Annotated in this window: 13 protein-coding genes; 9 read left to right on the top strand and 4 right to left on the bottom strand. The window is 33.3% G+C overall.

All coding sequences use genetic code 11. From position 1 onward, the window contains the following. The 3 genes from pglX to ACPYKA_RS11150 all read left to right on the top strand — a co-directional run. Positions 1 to 3266, top strand: a 3266-nt coding sequence (pglX, locus tag ACPYKA_RS11160) for a BREX-1 system adenine-specific DNA-methyltransferase PglX (RefSeq protein ID WP_479542365.1), incomplete at its 5' end; no start/stop codon positions are given. Between the two features lie 49 nt (positions 3267 to 3315). Then, positions 3316 to 5811, top strand: a complete 2496-nt coding sequence (pglZ, locus tag ACPYKA_RS11155; protein ID WP_479542364.1) for a BREX-1 system phosphatase PglZ type A — start codon at positions 3316 to 3318, stop codon at positions 5809 to 5811. Between the two features lie 27 nt (positions 5812 to 5838). Then, entirely contained in the window at positions 5839 to 9027 is a 3189-nt protein-coding gene (locus ACPYKA_RS11150; protein WP_479542363.1) for a DEAD/DEAH box helicase, read from the top strand. Positions 9028 to 9140: 113 nt separating this feature from the next. On the opposite strand, the gene ACPYKA_RS11145 is transcribed toward ACPYKA_RS11150, so the two are convergent. Then, positions 9141 to 9686, bottom strand: coding sequence for a hypothetical protein (locus ACPYKA_RS11145; protein WP_479542362.1), 546 nt, complete (start codon positions 9684 to 9686; stop codon positions 9141 to 9143). Positions 9687 to 9927: 241 nt separating this feature from the next. On the opposite strand from ACPYKA_RS11145, the gene ACPYKA_RS11140 reads away from it, so the two are divergent. The 3 genes from ACPYKA_RS11140 (at position 9928) to ACPYKA_RS11130 (ending at position 11223) form a co-directional block, all read left to right on the top strand. Next, positions 9928 to 10170 carry a YesK family protein gene (locus ACPYKA_RS11140; RefSeq protein ID WP_100332646.1) on the top strand — a complete coding sequence of 81 codons (243 nt, stop codon included), beginning with the start codon at positions 9928 to 9930 and terminating at the stop codon, positions 10168 to 10170. A gap of 494 nt (positions 10171 to 10664) precedes the next feature. Then, the gene (locus tag ACPYKA_RS11135) at positions 10665 to 10910 is read left to right on the top strand and encodes an HNH endonuclease (protein ID WP_471764190.1); all 246 of its coding nucleotides are present in this window, start codon (positions 10665 to 10667) and stop codon (positions 10908 to 10910) included. A gap of 25 nt (positions 10911 to 10935) precedes the next feature. After that, complete coding sequence (locus tag ACPYKA_RS11130; RefSeq protein ID WP_479542361.1) at positions 10936 to 11223, top strand: nucleotidyltransferase family protein; 288 nt, start codon at positions 10936 to 10938, stop codon at positions 11221 to 11223. Positions 11224 to 11398: 175 nt separating this feature from the next. On the opposite strand, the gene ACPYKA_RS11125 is transcribed toward ACPYKA_RS11130, so the two are convergent. The 3 genes from ACPYKA_RS11125 to ACPYKA_RS11115 all read right to left on the bottom strand — a co-directional run bounded on the left by ACPYKA_RS11125 (position 11399) and on the right by ACPYKA_RS11115 (position 12331). Next, entirely contained in the window at positions 11399 to 11599 is a 201-nt protein-coding gene (locus ACPYKA_RS11125; protein ID WP_441163010.1) for a hypothetical protein, read from the bottom strand. A gap of 97 nt (positions 11600 to 11696) precedes the next feature. Next, positions 11697 to 12038 (bottom strand): ankyrin repeat domain-containing protein, encoded by a 342-nt coding sequence (locus ACPYKA_RS11120; RefSeq protein ID WP_479542360.1) that lies wholly within the window; start codon positions 12036 to 12038, stop codon positions 11697 to 11699. An 83-nt stretch (positions 12039 to 12121) separates the two neighbouring features. Further along, on the bottom strand, positions 12122 to 12331 hold the full coding sequence (locus tag ACPYKA_RS11115; RefSeq protein ID WP_100332641.1) for a hypothetical protein: 210 nt from the start codon (positions 12329 to 12331) through the stop codon (positions 12122 to 12124). A gap of 555 nt (positions 12332 to 12886) precedes the next feature. Between ACPYKA_RS11115 and ACPYKA_RS11110 the strand changes: the two genes are divergently transcribed. The 3 genes from ACPYKA_RS11110 to ACPYKA_RS11100 all read left to right on the top strand — a co-directional run bounded on the left by ACPYKA_RS11110 (position 12887) and on the right by ACPYKA_RS11100 (position 14932). Continuing rightward, positions 12887 to 13126 (top strand): hypothetical protein, encoded by a 240-nt coding sequence (locus tag ACPYKA_RS11110; RefSeq protein ID WP_100332640.1) that lies wholly within the window; start codon positions 12887 to 12889, stop codon positions 13124 to 13126. A 336-nt stretch (positions 13127 to 13462) separates the two neighbouring features. After that, positions 13463 to 13759 carry a hypothetical protein gene (locus ACPYKA_RS11105; RefSeq protein ID WP_157796310.1) on the top strand — a complete coding sequence of 99 codons (297 nt, stop codon included), beginning with the start codon at positions 13463 to 13465 and terminating at the stop codon, positions 13757 to 13759. Positions 13760 to 14437: 678 nt separating this feature from the next. Then, positions 14438 to 14932, top strand: coding sequence for a hypothetical protein (locus ACPYKA_RS11100; protein WP_479542359.1), 495 nt, complete (start codon positions 14438 to 14440; stop codon positions 14930 to 14932). Positions 14933 to 15183: the final 251 nt, after the last annotated feature.

Raw genomic sequence — 15183 nt, 5'->3', positions numbered from 1 at the left:
TTGAAGAAGTAGCTTATACGTGGTTTAACCGGATTATAGCGATTCGTTATATGGAAGTGAATAATTACTTACCTGACCGTGTCAATGTACTATCCAGTAGCTCTGGCAAGAACGAACCAGATATCTTGCTTCAATATGAAACGATGAATTTGGATGTTGGTAGTAAGGAAATCAATATCTTAATTCAAAGGGGAGAAAACGAGCAAGCATATAGGAAGCTATTTGTCGCACAATGTAATAGCTTAAATAAAGTTCTGCCAACTTTATTCGAAAAAATAAATGACTATACTGAGTTACTTCTACCTGATTATTTATTGGATAGTGAATTTATTATTTCTAAATTAGTAAGTAATAAAGAGTTGACAGAGAGTTTTAATGAAGTTGAAGTTATTGGTTGGTTGTATCAATACTATAATTCAGAACCAAAGGATAAAGTTTATGCAAAATTAAAGAGGAATGGCAAGGTATTAAAAGAAGAGATACCCGCGGTAACACAGTTGTTTACACCAAAGTGGGTCGTTAAGTACTTGGTTGAAAATTCCTTAGGCCAACTTTGGCTAGAAGCTAATCCTTCGTCCGAGCTGAAAAATCAAATGCATTATTTTGTTAATCCTGCGGAACAAGATAAATCCGTCATAGATCAATTAAATAGTTTGAAGTATAAAGAAGTAGATTTAGAAAATTTAAAAGTAATCGATCCTTGTGTAGGATCGGGGCATATGTTAATACATGCATTCGATCTATTATATGAAATGTATATAGAATCAGGTTATATAAGTAATGAAATTCCAAAATTAATTTTAGAAAAGAATCTGTATGGCTTGGACATTGATAATCGAGCTGTACAACTTGCTTCTTTTGCGTTATTAATGAAAGCTAGAAGTAAGTCGAGAAGAGTTTTTAGAAAAAATATTAAGACAAATATCTTTGAAATAAAAGAGACTAATCATATAGACATTAATACAGTTGTTGAAATATTAACTAATAATGATGAAGAAGCAAATGAATTAAGACTTTTGTTAAATGATTTTATTGATGGAAAAAATAAAGGGTCCTTAATAAATTGCAATAATTTTGATTACTCCATTTTTGTCGATAGAGTTAATAAACTTTTGGAAGAAAACAATCAACTGAATTTCAATAACTATCAAGTATATGAACAATTGGAGGAAGTAAAAGAAATATTACAACAAGCTATCGTATTAAGTTCAAAATATGATGTAACAGTAACTAATCCTCCATACATGGGTGGGCGGCAAACGAATAAAGACTTAGGTGCGTATTTGAAGAAAAATTATCCTGATACTAAATCTGATATCTTTGCAGCTATGATGCAAAGGATGGAGCATTTTGTGAAAGAAAATGGTTTTATTGCAAATGTTACTATGCAATCATGGATGTTTTTATCATCATTTGAGAAATTTAGGAAGCATCTGATAAAAAGTTATTCAATTTATAATATGGTTCATATGGATAATATGGTAATGGGAATAGCATTTGGTACAGCAGCTACTATTTATAGAAAAAAAACAAAGGGCTACAAAGGAACATTTCAATATGTTAAATATGATGATATAAATAATGATTTGCCTATGGAATTTCCAGTTAAGAAAAACAGATTTGCTATTATATCAAGTGAGCTTTTCGGTGATATACCAGGATCTCCCATAGCATATTGGGCTAGTAAACAGGTTAGGAAAATTTTCAAAGAATTTGATACGCTTGAAAAAATAGCAAAGCCACGACAAGGTATGGCTACAGCCGATAACGGCAAATTTTTACGAAACTGGTATGAAGTAAACAATAATAAAATTGGATTTGAAATAGAGAATAGTGCCAGAGCAAAACAAACTAGTTATAAATGGTTTCCATATAACAAAGGTGGATCATTTAGAAAATGGTACGGAAATTTGGAAAAGTTGGTTAACTGGGAAAATGATGGATATGAAATTAAAAACTTTAAAGATAAAAATGGAAAATTAAAATCTAGACCGCAAAACTTAGATTATATGTTTAGAGAAGGGATTACATGGTCATTTATAAGTTCTGCATACTTTGGTGTTAGATATACTCCTAAAGGATTTTTATTTGACGTTGCTGGTTCTTCATTGTTTCCAGATCAAGATTTAAAAATATATCTAAGTTACTTAGCTAGTAAGGTATCACCGTATTTTATGTCATTTATAAATCCAACCTTAAACTTCCAAGTTGGAAATGTTGCTAGTTTACCACTTCCAGTTCTAAGCAAAGAATTGAAGGATAAAGTGAATAAACTAACAGAAGAAAACATTCATATTTCAAAATTAGATTGGGATTCCTTTGAAGCATCTTGGGATTTCAAAAATCATCCTTTTTTCCACTATAAAATAGGTAACACCATATCAAAGGCTTTTGAAAATTGGAGTCAAGAAACAATTAATAGATTTAAAAATTTAAAACGCAACGAACAAGAATTAAACGAAATATATATTAATTATTTTGAATTACAAGCTGAACTTTCTTCAGAAGTAGAAGACAATGAAATTACGATTACAATGGCTAATCGTGAAAGAGAAACAAGATCTTTTTTATCTTATTACATCGGATGTGAAATGGGGCGATATTCATTAGACATAGAAGGCTTAGCTTATGCTGGTGGTGAGTTTGATGGATCGAAGTACAAGACTTTTAAGCCAAACCAAGATGGTTTAATACTTTTAACAGATGACCACTATTTTGAAAATGATATTATTGTCCGCCTAAGGGAATTTTTATCCGCAGCATTTAGCCCTGATAAGGTAGAAGAGAATTTACGCTGGTTAGCTGAATCATTGGAGATGAAAAAGAATGAATCGCCAGAGGAACGGTTACGCCGTTACTTCTTAGATGAATTCTTCAAAGACCATTGCAAAACGTATCAAAAACGGCCAATTTATTGGTTGGTTGATTCCGGGAAACAAAAGGGATTGCGGACGCTAATTTATATGCATCGATATCAGCCTGATACGATGGCAACGATTCGTTTTGATCATTTGCAGGAGATTCAAGCGAAATATCAAAATGAGATTGAAATGATCGATACACGGTTAGCGAACCCAAGTCTATCTGCTACAGATAGACGTAACCTTGAAAAAGCTAAATTATCTTATCAAAAGAAGATAGAAGAACTCCAGGAATTTGATAAGCATTTAGCAGTATATGCAAATGAACCAATCGAAATTGATTTAGATGACGGTGTGAAAGTCAACTATGCCAAATTCGATAAAGTTCTAGCAAAGATTAAATAACAGAAAGAGGGATCTTCCCTCTTTCTCTTTACATAACGAGGTGGAAGCCATGAATGTAATAGAGAAATTACAAGAAAAAATACAGCAAGAGAAAGAAACAAAAGGGCGTGCTATTGTATTTTGGTATGATGCACAAGCTCAAGTGGATGTGGAAGAACTTAAAGAACAATTAGATGAGGTAGAAGTAAGGTGTGTAGATGAGCGTAACTTTTTCCAATTAAAAGTTGAAATAGAACTAGAGAAACCAAATCAATCATTTTTAATCTATACCGATGGGCCAAGACCGGAAGATGCAGATAATATGTTGTTGGATATCTTATTATACAGTGCTGAATTTAAAGCAGATGAAGCTGCTTTGTTATCCGAAACCTTACAAGTGTCAGATCATGTCTTACGTCCAATGATGGAACAATATCCTTTGTTCTTTGGAAGTAAAGAACGGAAAAGAAGATTGGCAAAAGTGTTACCTCAAAAAGCTGACCAAAGCCAATTTGAATTAAGTATGATGGCGGTGTTAACCAAAGCGCCTGTGCCAGATATTCGGTTAATTACACGCCAACTTCTTTTACAAGATTTATACATACGAGAAAATGACTTAATAAAACAATTAAAGCGTAACTTTTCATTAGAACGAGCATTTGAAATTATTGGTAGATATTTCGGTATATCCTTAGAACAGACGGAAGAACCATTAGTCGAATTAATGAATGTCTTAATCTATCAACATTTTAAGCGAAACGCGAAGTTTTCTGTTGATGAATGGGAAGATAAGTGGACCTCATCCGCACCTAACGTCTGTGCATTATTTATTGAAGAATGGCTACAACGTAGTGACAAAGAAGTATTAGAAGAGCGCATTAAAGATTGGGAAAGAGTAAATCGATTAAGAGAAGTACTTTCACAACAAGAGTTAGATCATTTCACAATGGTAGATACTTTCCCTGTTGTAGATGCATTGATTATTGAAAAATGTATCGATGAATTTCTTCATCAAATTATTCATGTAAGTGAGCGATTATCTTTAATTGAACAACGGTTACAAACCCATTGGGGATCGAAAGGCCAATTAAATGCCATATATAACACCTTATTCCAAGCAATACGGCTGGAGCAATTGAAATTAACCATTATACGTATGTATAAGGAAGATGATTTATACGAAAGTTACGCAGCATACGTATTTGAAGTTGATCAAGCATATCGTCATTTTATGCATGATTTTACTAAACTAGAATCAAAGGAAATGTTAGAAGAGATTGCAAGCAGATTAACAAATTGGTACGAAAATAAATTCTTACGTCATATATCAGAAGAGATAAACTACAAGCTAACGGAAGGTTATATATCAACATTGATGCCACAAAGAAGATTTTTTGCACAGAACATACGTCCTATATTGGAAAAAGAACAAACAAGGGTATTTGTTATTATTTCCGATGCTTTAAGATACGAAGCAGCCCATGAACTACATACTCAATTAGAAGAGAGGGAAAATGGGACATCCACGATCCAACCGATGGCTGCTAGCTATCCAACATACACACAATTAGGGATGGCATCTCTCTTACCACATCGAGAACTAACCGTGGATGAGAATAAAGTAGTTTATGCAGATGGTCAATCAACAAAGGGCTTGGATAACCGACGTAAAATCTTACAATCTGTTGAACCACAAACCGAAGTACTTAAATTAAAAGTATTACTCGATATGAAAACGACTGAAGCTGAACAGGTATTAAGAGGAAAACGGCTAGTTTATTTATACCATGACCATATTGATGCATTAGGAGATTCAGCGAAGTCAGAACGAGAAACCTATGAAGCTGTTCACCAGGCGATTCAAGATCTAAATTATGCAGTGGATCGGTTATCACGACTGCAAGCAAAACGGATTTTTATAACCGCAGATCATGGTTTTTTATTTCAATTTAAACAAATTGAAGAATATGGGAAAATTTCAGCTGTGGCAGGTCGAGTGATGGACGGTAATCGTAGATTTGCGATTGGAAACCAACTATCAGTTCCTGAAGGAGCAATAAAGTTAAAGGAAGAACAAACCCCTTTAAAAAATGTAGAAGTCGTTTTAGCAAAAGGGTTGAACCGATTTAAAACAGGTGGAGGTCTACAATTCATTCATGGCGGTGCATTACCACAAGAAGCAGTTGTACCATTAATCGACTATCGCCGTATTGAAAAAGCACAGCCTGTTGATATTGCAGTAGCGATGGTACAAAAAGTAATTACAAACTACCGCGTGCCGATTTCATTTTATCAAGAGCAGAGTGTATCCGATGAATATGCATCACGTAAAGTGCGTGCAGCGTTCTATCAAGGGGATGAACGTATTTCCAATGAAGTGGAACTCGTATTTGATTTAAAAGGGGAAAATAAGGATCGAAATAGACAAGTTGAATTTAGTTTGATTGAAAAACATTATAAAATTGGAGAGACGTGTACATTAAGAATCGAGCATGTTACGAAGAAAGGAACAGAGTCTTATTTAGAAGAAGAGTTTGTTTTACGCTTATACGAGGCATTGTATTAAGTTTGAGAAGGAAAAGAAGGTGTAATTGTGCTTAAAAAAGGGGAAATTGTAGGAGCTTCCTTTTGGCCAGAGCCTGTTCAAATTAAACATATCGAAACGATAGATGAAGATTTATATTTAGTAGAAGCAGTTGGACGAGAATCCAATCAATTCTTTGAAAACTATCTGGAGAGTTTTCAGCTGCATGAAGTGGAAAGATATTCTGAAGAAGACGAATCGGATAATTTAAAGGATCGTTTTCAGCATTATTTACAATATCATGTATTAAAAACAGAACGAGAATATTCTCAATCAAGAGCGCGTGGGAATAAGAATATGATTCCTCTACCACATCAAATCGAAGCCGTCTATAGCAAAATGCTTCAAGCTCCACAAGTACGGTATTTGCTAGCAGATGATCCTGGTGCTGGGAAAACGATTATGTCAGGAATGCTAATCCGAGAACTAAAAGCCCGAAATATGGTTCGAAAAACATTAATTTTAGTACCACCCCTTGTGTTGAAACAGTGGCAAGCAGAGTTAAAAGAAAAATTTGATGAGGATTTTTTAATCATTACCCGTGATTATTTAAAAGCATCCGGAGAGATGAATCCATTTGAGATGCACCAACAAGTCATTGTATCGATGTACTGGGCTTCACGTGAGGACATTAAAAACATGATTATAAATGCTCATTTTGATTTAGTGATTGTGGATGAAGCGCATAAAATGGCCGCATATACTGTTGGTCAAAAGAAACGTAAAGTGAAGCGCACAAAAATGTTTCAACTTGGAGAAACTTTATTAAGGCATACTGAACACACGTTGCTATTAACCGCAACTCCGCATAAAGGAGACAAAGAGAATTTTCGTCACTTAATGAGTCTAATTGATCCGGATATATTTTCTAATCTCAATCGAGGGGACTCCATTTTTGAAAAAAGTAACCCATATGTCATCCGTCGTTTAAAGGAAAACATGGTTAATTTTGATGGCACGCCGTTGTTCCCTAAACGAACGACAAAAACTTTAGGATTTAACTTAAGTCCAGCAGAAATTGATTTATATGATGCGGTAACGGAATATGTTCGGCACTATTTTAATCGGGCAAAGAAAAACAATAAACCTAATGTTGCTTTTGCTATGATGATCTTACAAAGACGGCTAAGTTCTTCAACCGAAGCAATTTATCTTTCTTTAGTACGACGAAAAGAACGACTTCAACGTGTATTAGAAACAGGGCAAAAAGCAGAACAAATCATGCTAGAATATGAAGATTACGAAGATATTTCGTTAGAAGAACAGGAGTTACTAGAGGAATATGCCGAGGGTGAATTTGAAGAACTAGACTATGATGAATTACAAACAGAAATCGAAATGCTGGATCAATTGATTCGCAAAGCAAATGTAATCAGACAAAATGAAAATGAACGAAAATTTTTAGAGCTAGAAAAGACATTGTTTGGTGCAGGCGGTTTATTGGCAAAAGGTGAAAAAATCTTGATTTTTACTGAATCCAAAGATACATTAAATTATCTAGAGAAGAAACTAAAAGCCTATGTATCGGATATAGCTAAAATTGTTGGAGACTTTTCGATGGACCGAAGACAAGAGGAAGTCGAGAAGTTCCGAAATGACGTTCAAATTATGATTGCTACCGATGCAGGTGGTGAATCCATCAACTTACAATTTTGTAACCAAATGATAAATTATGATATTCCGTGGAATCCAAATCGATTGGAACAACGGATGGGGCGAATTCATCGTATTGGTCAGAAAAATGAGGTATTTGTATTTAACTTAGTTGCCACTAATACTCGTGAAGGTGATGTGTTAACAAGATTGTTAACGAAAATGGAACAAATGCGTGAAGACCTTGGACAAGATCTAGTCTATGACTTTGTTGGCGAAGTTCTAGAGGATAAACAAGCAGATTTATCTTCCGTTATGGAAAAAGCCATCTTAGATCGTGAAAATTTAGATGAAATCATCGAGCATATGGAAAAAACATTATCAGAAGAACATAAGCGACTGCTTGAACTTGCCCAAAATGAACGTTTAGACGACAATTTTGATTTGCCAGGTGCGAAGCGTTCATTTGATGAAGTATCCATGCATAGTGTTCCAACACGCTTTTATGGACGTTTTGTTGTTAATGGATTAAAAAATACTAGAACACGAATGAGTGTATCGAATGACCAAACCATAGCTCGGATTGATCGTTTCCCAAAACGTATTCGTGACTTTGCTCGTGATCAAAAGTTGATGTTTCAATTTGATAACTCCATACGCTTTGCTCTTACCTCAGCAAAAGAAACGGATAAACTCCCAATGATCGAGAACGATGATCCATTGTTTAACTTAGTCATGAAGTTAACCGCAAAAGAAATGCAGCAAACCATTCTGCCGTTATATGAAGTAAATGCTTCCATAACGGAACCAATGATTATGGAGTTAAATCAAGTTTCGATTATTGACGGTAATGGTAGAGAGCTGGAGCAGAAGTTGATGTTAACCGGTAAACGTGAAAATGGTGAGTTTGTCCAAATATCACCATACTTACTTTTTCACCAATCCTTAGAAGTAATCAAGACCTATGAGAATGAAGATCAAGATATTAAACGATATGTCATTCAACAAGCTAGAAAATTACTAAAAACTACACAAAGAAAGCGCGAGGAATACACTAATAGAAAACGTGTTTTCCTTAGAAAATCATTTGAAAATCAAATGGAGACTCTGCAAGAACGTTTACAAAAATATCAAGAGGAAAATGTCGGTGGTAAAAACAGTGCTTTAATTAATCAAACCTATGCTCAAATAGATGAGATGGAAGATCGAAGTAAAGAACGTTTGAATGCGATAGATCGAGAACGTTCGATTCAATTAAAACCAGTAAAGCGAATTGCTCAATTTAAAGTAACGCCTACTAATGTAGAATGTGGTCGAGTTATATCAGATGATTATTTACATGTAATTGAAGAATATGAATTGAGTCAAGGTAGATTAAATATTCGAAAACAGCCTTCTTTCGGATTAATTGATTTTATTAGTGAAGAAGCAGATGGAGAAAGTCGTTTAATTGTCGTAACGAATGATATCAAACAATTCCAACGACAATCGGTAGAAGGGGATTATGAGGCTATTAAGAGTAAAGTGTATGTCTATGAAATCGTAGATAATAAAGTAAGAGAACATCACTTTATTCGAATTGTCCAACAGAAACTGCTTTTATAATAGTTAGTTGTTTATGAATTCAATAAAGAAAAATAAAATCCACCCGTTTAACTTTGTAGGAGAAGTTAGGGTGGATTTTTTGATCCACCTATAGTTCCATTCTAACAGAAACATCATTGTAGTTCATATTTTCCGTTTTGATACACTTTATAACTTTCGAGGGTACCAGAACCACCAGCTTCTTTCAGTTCTTTTGAATATAATGTTATCGTGTAATAAGAACCTTGTGCATCTTCTTCTAAGGAACCACCCATGTCATCAAAAATAATATCCTCATTATTTTCCATTTCTAATTCCTTTGCCAAATATTGAATTGCTTCACTTCCGCTAGAAAGATGAATGCTTTCTTCCTTTATTTGATTATTCGAAGGGTCTGCTTCTATATTACTATTATTGGTTTCGGATGTATTAGTATCATTTTCAATGGACTGGGTGCTATTTTCATTTACAGTGGTGTCTTCACTGTTTGAATCGTTTGAATTAGATCCATTCGATTCAATTGGTTTTTCTGGATCTGTTGAATAATCATTTGATTGTTCTTCTACGGTTTCTTCTGTGTCCTGTTCATTTGCTGCATCACTACTAGGTTCAGAACCACATGCGGTCATAACAGCTAAAATCATCGCTATTAATCCAGCTAGAAAGATTTTTTTCTTCAAGATCTATCACGACTCCTTTCCAGATTTGCAAACTTCATTATTTCAAAATTTATTTATATTTTCAACATCATATTTATAGATATTTATTACTATTTTTAACTATAAGAGTTGGAATTGAATACACATAACGCTAGATTTCAACAAGGCTCTAATCTTAGATATATATCTTCACTACCCATTATTTATACTTTAGTATGGAAGTAAGTATATATATTTTAAATAAAGGTAGGAGAAAGATAAAATGGATATTTTAATACCAATTTTGATAGGCTTTCTTGCGAATATGGTGGTATTTGTATTTAGTTTACTAATAGTAAAAGACAAAACAAGAGCTGCAAATATAACAATTGTATTCTTTGTGTCCGTTTTACTTAGTTCCTTTTTTATCGGTAGATGGATTGGAATGGGGTTAGGTGTTATTAGTTTTGGAATGCTGATATTTTCTGCATGTATGTATATTTATATTCTTAACGAACGCAAGTAGCGAAATAAATGACATAGAAGACTTTAAAGAAATTTCTTCAAAGACTTTTGAGTTTAATAGTATTCCATTTCTTCTCGAATGAATCTTATCAGTAATTGGATCTCTTTACTATCTAGGTTTGCTAATAATTCCATGACAATCTAGGCTTCTTCTGCAAATATTGCACTCCCTAGAATACTCTGTTTTAGCAGGTTTAATATCATTTACTATCATCAAATCTATCGACTTCTGAAATCAATCCTCAAGTTCAAATTTTAATTCTATATATGATCAAAAGATAGGTCCGAATCGTTAAACTCAACGATTAAATCAATATGCTTGATTCATTTTGCTATTCGCGACTATATGAACTGAACAACTCAATTCGCTTGACGCCATATTTTTGTTTCCATTTGTTCAAGTTTCTTGATAATTCAGCAAGGGTTTTTTGCTGCTATAACACACCATTACCGCCATTTTTGATATAATATCCTCAGAAAAATTTAGTATTAATATTGAGTAAACCATATTATGAAACATATTATTGCATATTGGAAGATAATTGGAATGGAAATTATTTTGCCGGGATTCTAAAGAACATCGCATACGTTGATACAATTGATCACAAAGTTCCCAGAGCAAAAGGCGGCTTAAGCACCCCACAAAACTGTGTTTGTACTTGCATTAAGTGCAATCAAGATAAAGATGACATGGAGTATGAGGGATTTATAGATAGCGTAGAATTGAATGGACAGGTTTAAGTGGGCAAAAAATGAGGGATGAACGGTGTTATGTGACGTTCTTGAAGAAAAGCGTGATGTAATCATAAAACTCGGAAAGAAGCACGGGATTGATAATATACGAGTATTTGGATCGGCAGCAAGATTGGAAGATGGACCAAATAGCGACCTTGATTTACTAGTTGATATTGATCCAGAAAGAAGTTTATTTGATCTGATTCGGTTTAAGCATGAAATGGAAGATATGCTTGGTATAAGTATTGATGTAGTTACAAAAAATGCCCTTCATTGGACTATAAGACAAGCTATATTAGCTGAAGCTGTTCAATTATGAATACAACAAGTAAAAGCCGGCCTTCACATTTGTTAGCTGAGATGTAGTCTCTCCAATCATTGCTCCATTAATTCATCATTTAAATCACGGAAATATGCATTTGCTACATTTTTATCTCCAAATATTTTTCCGACTACATAATGTCACCTGCTATCAAAACCAACAACATATTATTTCATTCCCGCTCCCATTCCCCTCCACAATCAGGACACTGCCACTTCAGGGTTCGGTCTTCCTCACGACTATAAATTGCAATCTTTCGTGAACCGTGCGTCGCACTACCATAGTGATGACGTATTTTTTCCGGGATATCTTTTCCTTGCAGATCAGCATTGCAATATGGACAGAACTCTTTGTTATCTCTAGGTTTATTCATCAATTACCCACCTTTCAAATGTAGAGTTGTTGATAACTGTGTTTCTCCCACTTCCTTGTTACACGATTATATCGGTAATTTTAGCTTCTGATAGTTACTAAACATACTTCCTAAGCAATTCTATTATTTCTGATTGATAATGGCTATCCCAGCCACTAGATGCCCTTTTAAAACAGGTACTATCTACTACTGCACCATGTTGTAATAGAAGTTCCGCAATATCATAAAAACCAAAATAGCAGGCAATGTGAAGTGCAGTTCTACCTAGTTTATCTTTCTTATTGACATCGACACCATGATGAATAAACCTATTGGTAAAGGTGAAATTATTTTCATGAACCGCCCAATATAAAAGGGTTTGTTCATTTATTTCCTCATTCACGTCATGTGTTTTTAAATATTCGTCTAAATCTGATACATTTTCATTTCGCAAAAGCATGAAATAGTCCACTTCTGAACACCACTTTCACTTTTCAATAAATCATACTAAGAAAAAGAGTATTGTTGGATACTATTCCACTCTTACTTCTTATGATTAAACCATTTATCCCACAGTTCATGAAACACGAAGTTGTACTTAATCATCACTCCATAACCAACAATTAAACCTAAAATTAAAAAAGGGTGTATTGGTTGATTTAAAATCAGATTTACAATAACTAAATAGGTTGCTGCTACATTCAGACTGATTGCCATCGCATTGATGTAAAAAATAAGTTTAAAGAAGTCCATTAACTTCACCTTGCTTTGGATTCGTATGATTTCATTATTACATACTAAGCTATTTACAATCTATTATGAATCAATAAATATCAAATGTATACTCCATTTCCTTAACTGGGCAGTTCATGGTCATAAATGTCCAATTTAAAGGCATGAATAAGAACAATGCTTGATATTTAGTGGAATGGAGTGGGATATACAGTTTGTTTAGCCTATTTTTACTCCCACTGCGTTATTGTTAAGTGAAGCGTTATTTAGTTACACTAGCATTTTCCTTCTTTCAATTAATCTTATACTTTCATATCATTCAAATTCAAAGATGTTTTAAAAAAATATATTTTGAAGATAGTTACAAGAAGGCTTAAAATACAGAATGTTACAAGTTAGAATAATAATGTAATGATATTTTTATTTACTTTTACTTAATCAATAACAAAATTAAAGGCCTTTTGGGTCCATAGAATTGGTTAAAAATCATCGGTAAGATGTGCGGCGATTACGATCGTTAGCACTCTTATCGATGTTTTTTATTTTATAAAAATGAATGAAATGGAGGAGTAGAACATGGAATCTTACTACGTCGTAAAAAGTACGAAGGAAAAGGATGAATTATTTACAGTAATTGATGCAGAGTCTTTAGAGGAGGTACAAGCTATTTTTCGAATCCGGTACAAAGAGGAAGTAGAGAAGATGGGAAGTGGTGATTCCTTCTATTTTTTCTCTGCAAAAGAGGAGTTAAAGTTTGATGAAAGTAATCGATTAATCTTTCCAGACGGGGGAATGATTGGTATGCATAGTATATAAGAAACAGAATAGGAGATGGCTGCTGTCAAAGGACAGTGGTCATCTCTTTTTGTTTCGAATGTTGGATACTATTAATCGTTTCCTATTTAATTTTTCTATATCAAACAAGCTCTCTTTATCCTATAAAAATAGACTTAGGTAAACGTTACGGATGATAGTAACTAGTCCTAGTAACGAGGATGTTTAGGACATAGTGTCCTAAACATTTGAAATAGCTTTCTAGTTATTAACCGGAAAGATTTTTTATTTGACGTATGCTACAATAGAAAAAAATTTGTTTAATTCAAACAAGCGAAAAAACAAAAAGATTGACTTTTGCTTAATGGGGTGAGTTTTTTGGAAAAGATATTTGTGAGATTGTGTAGTTGGTTAGGATTTATACTCTTATTACTTGCGGTATCAAGTGATTTTATCGGCGTTTCCTTACTAAGTTCACCATTTATTACTTTTTATTTAATTAGTGTTATAGGTTTAATTGTCGCGTGTATGGGTTGGGTTTTATTAAGGTTTAATGAAGTTGATTCAATTACTAAAATAGTTGGGAAACTTGGCCTGTTAGGTAATTTAACCGTTGTCATTTTATTTTTTCCGCCACTCTTCCATTTTTGGGGAACATTCATTTTTGGTCCTTGACTCTCTATAATTCGTATAAAATTTGTCGAAATATAAGGCGGGCGTCAATTTATACGCTATTTCTATTGCCAGTAACTGTTCCAGTATGTGCTGTAGCTCTCATAGTTTTGTCTAAAATAATTCTTTTTGTTTCAAAGAGAACAAGCACACTCTAAAAGTTATAAATATATTGAGTGGTTTTAAATCTGTTTTACTATCGTAAGACTATTGTCAAAATTGGTCCAAAAAAATCATTGATATTAAGTCATTTTAGATTTTCTTAGAGTATTATTGTTGTGTATTTCGTGCGGATTTATATTGCAAAAAAGCGATAATATCAGGGATTGTTCGATGTAAGGGCTATGAGTTTGTTCATAACCTCAATTGGGTATGTTATGGTATACCCAATTAAGGTTATGAAACTGTAATTAGAAACACAAGAAAAACTATAGGTTACTGAGAATCAAACATAAATTGGATTGAAATTTATTCCAATTACGATCGAATGTAGATTAGGAATGGATTATTATCGGAATAGGACAAGAATTCATTCCAAACTTGAAAAGAATTTGACCGTCATAATAAAAGTATTTAATGGGAAATCGATAGGAATATAAAGTGCATTTATTCAAATAAATCAACAATAATTATTAGAATATGACCTTTTCAAAGTTATAATATTTAAAACTTTGAGGAGGTATGTCAATGTTAATTGAAGAGGTTATTGAAAGACTGAACGAAGGTAAAAAATTGGAAGAATTAGCAGAACAACTAGGAATGAGTCCAACACAATTAAAATTAAAATTAACTAATGCAGCTGTTGAATACGATGAAAAAAGTTTTGAGTGGGTGTATAGAGGTATTGTCAAAGAAAAATCACTAACAAGAGATATTACTAAAACGATTAAGCGGTTAAAAGAAGATAAACCTTACATTAAAGTAAAGGAAAATCGTAGAGATTACGGCGATGAAAATAGGGATAAGTATTTAACTCTATTTAGGGATTACTTAGAAATACATCAAGATTCACTTTCAGAAAAAAAGACGTTCTTTTTAACAGAAAATCTATATAAGACAATTAAGCAATTAAGCAAAGATAAATCTATGAAAATCAATGTGCTTGTAAACCTTTTATTAACGATGGGTTTAGATCATTATGGTATTGGTATTAAGCAGAATTCAGAGGAAGATTAATAAAACCCGAAATAAAGAATCTTGGTACAAGAACTTAGGCTCTTTATCTAATTAGAATTTGCGATTCGTATAAATTACCTAACTAAACCTAAAGTTTTTACACAAATCCCGTACTGAGTTAAGTAAAAAAGTTTTTGTATAAAAAGATGAAAAATATAGGGTCAACACCAAAACCAATGGTTGATATTGATAGGTAAATATGGTAATGGTGCTAAATAAATGAAAAACATCTGCCTCCCTGTTATTCTTTA

This window comes from Pseudogracilibacillus amylolyticus (SeqCode) (assembly GCF_051918545.1).
Taxonomy (GTDB): domain Bacteria; phylum Bacillota; class Bacilli; order Bacillales; family Amphibacillaceae; genus Pseudogracilibacillus.
This window is presented reverse-complemented; position numbering and strand designations above follow the sequence as displayed.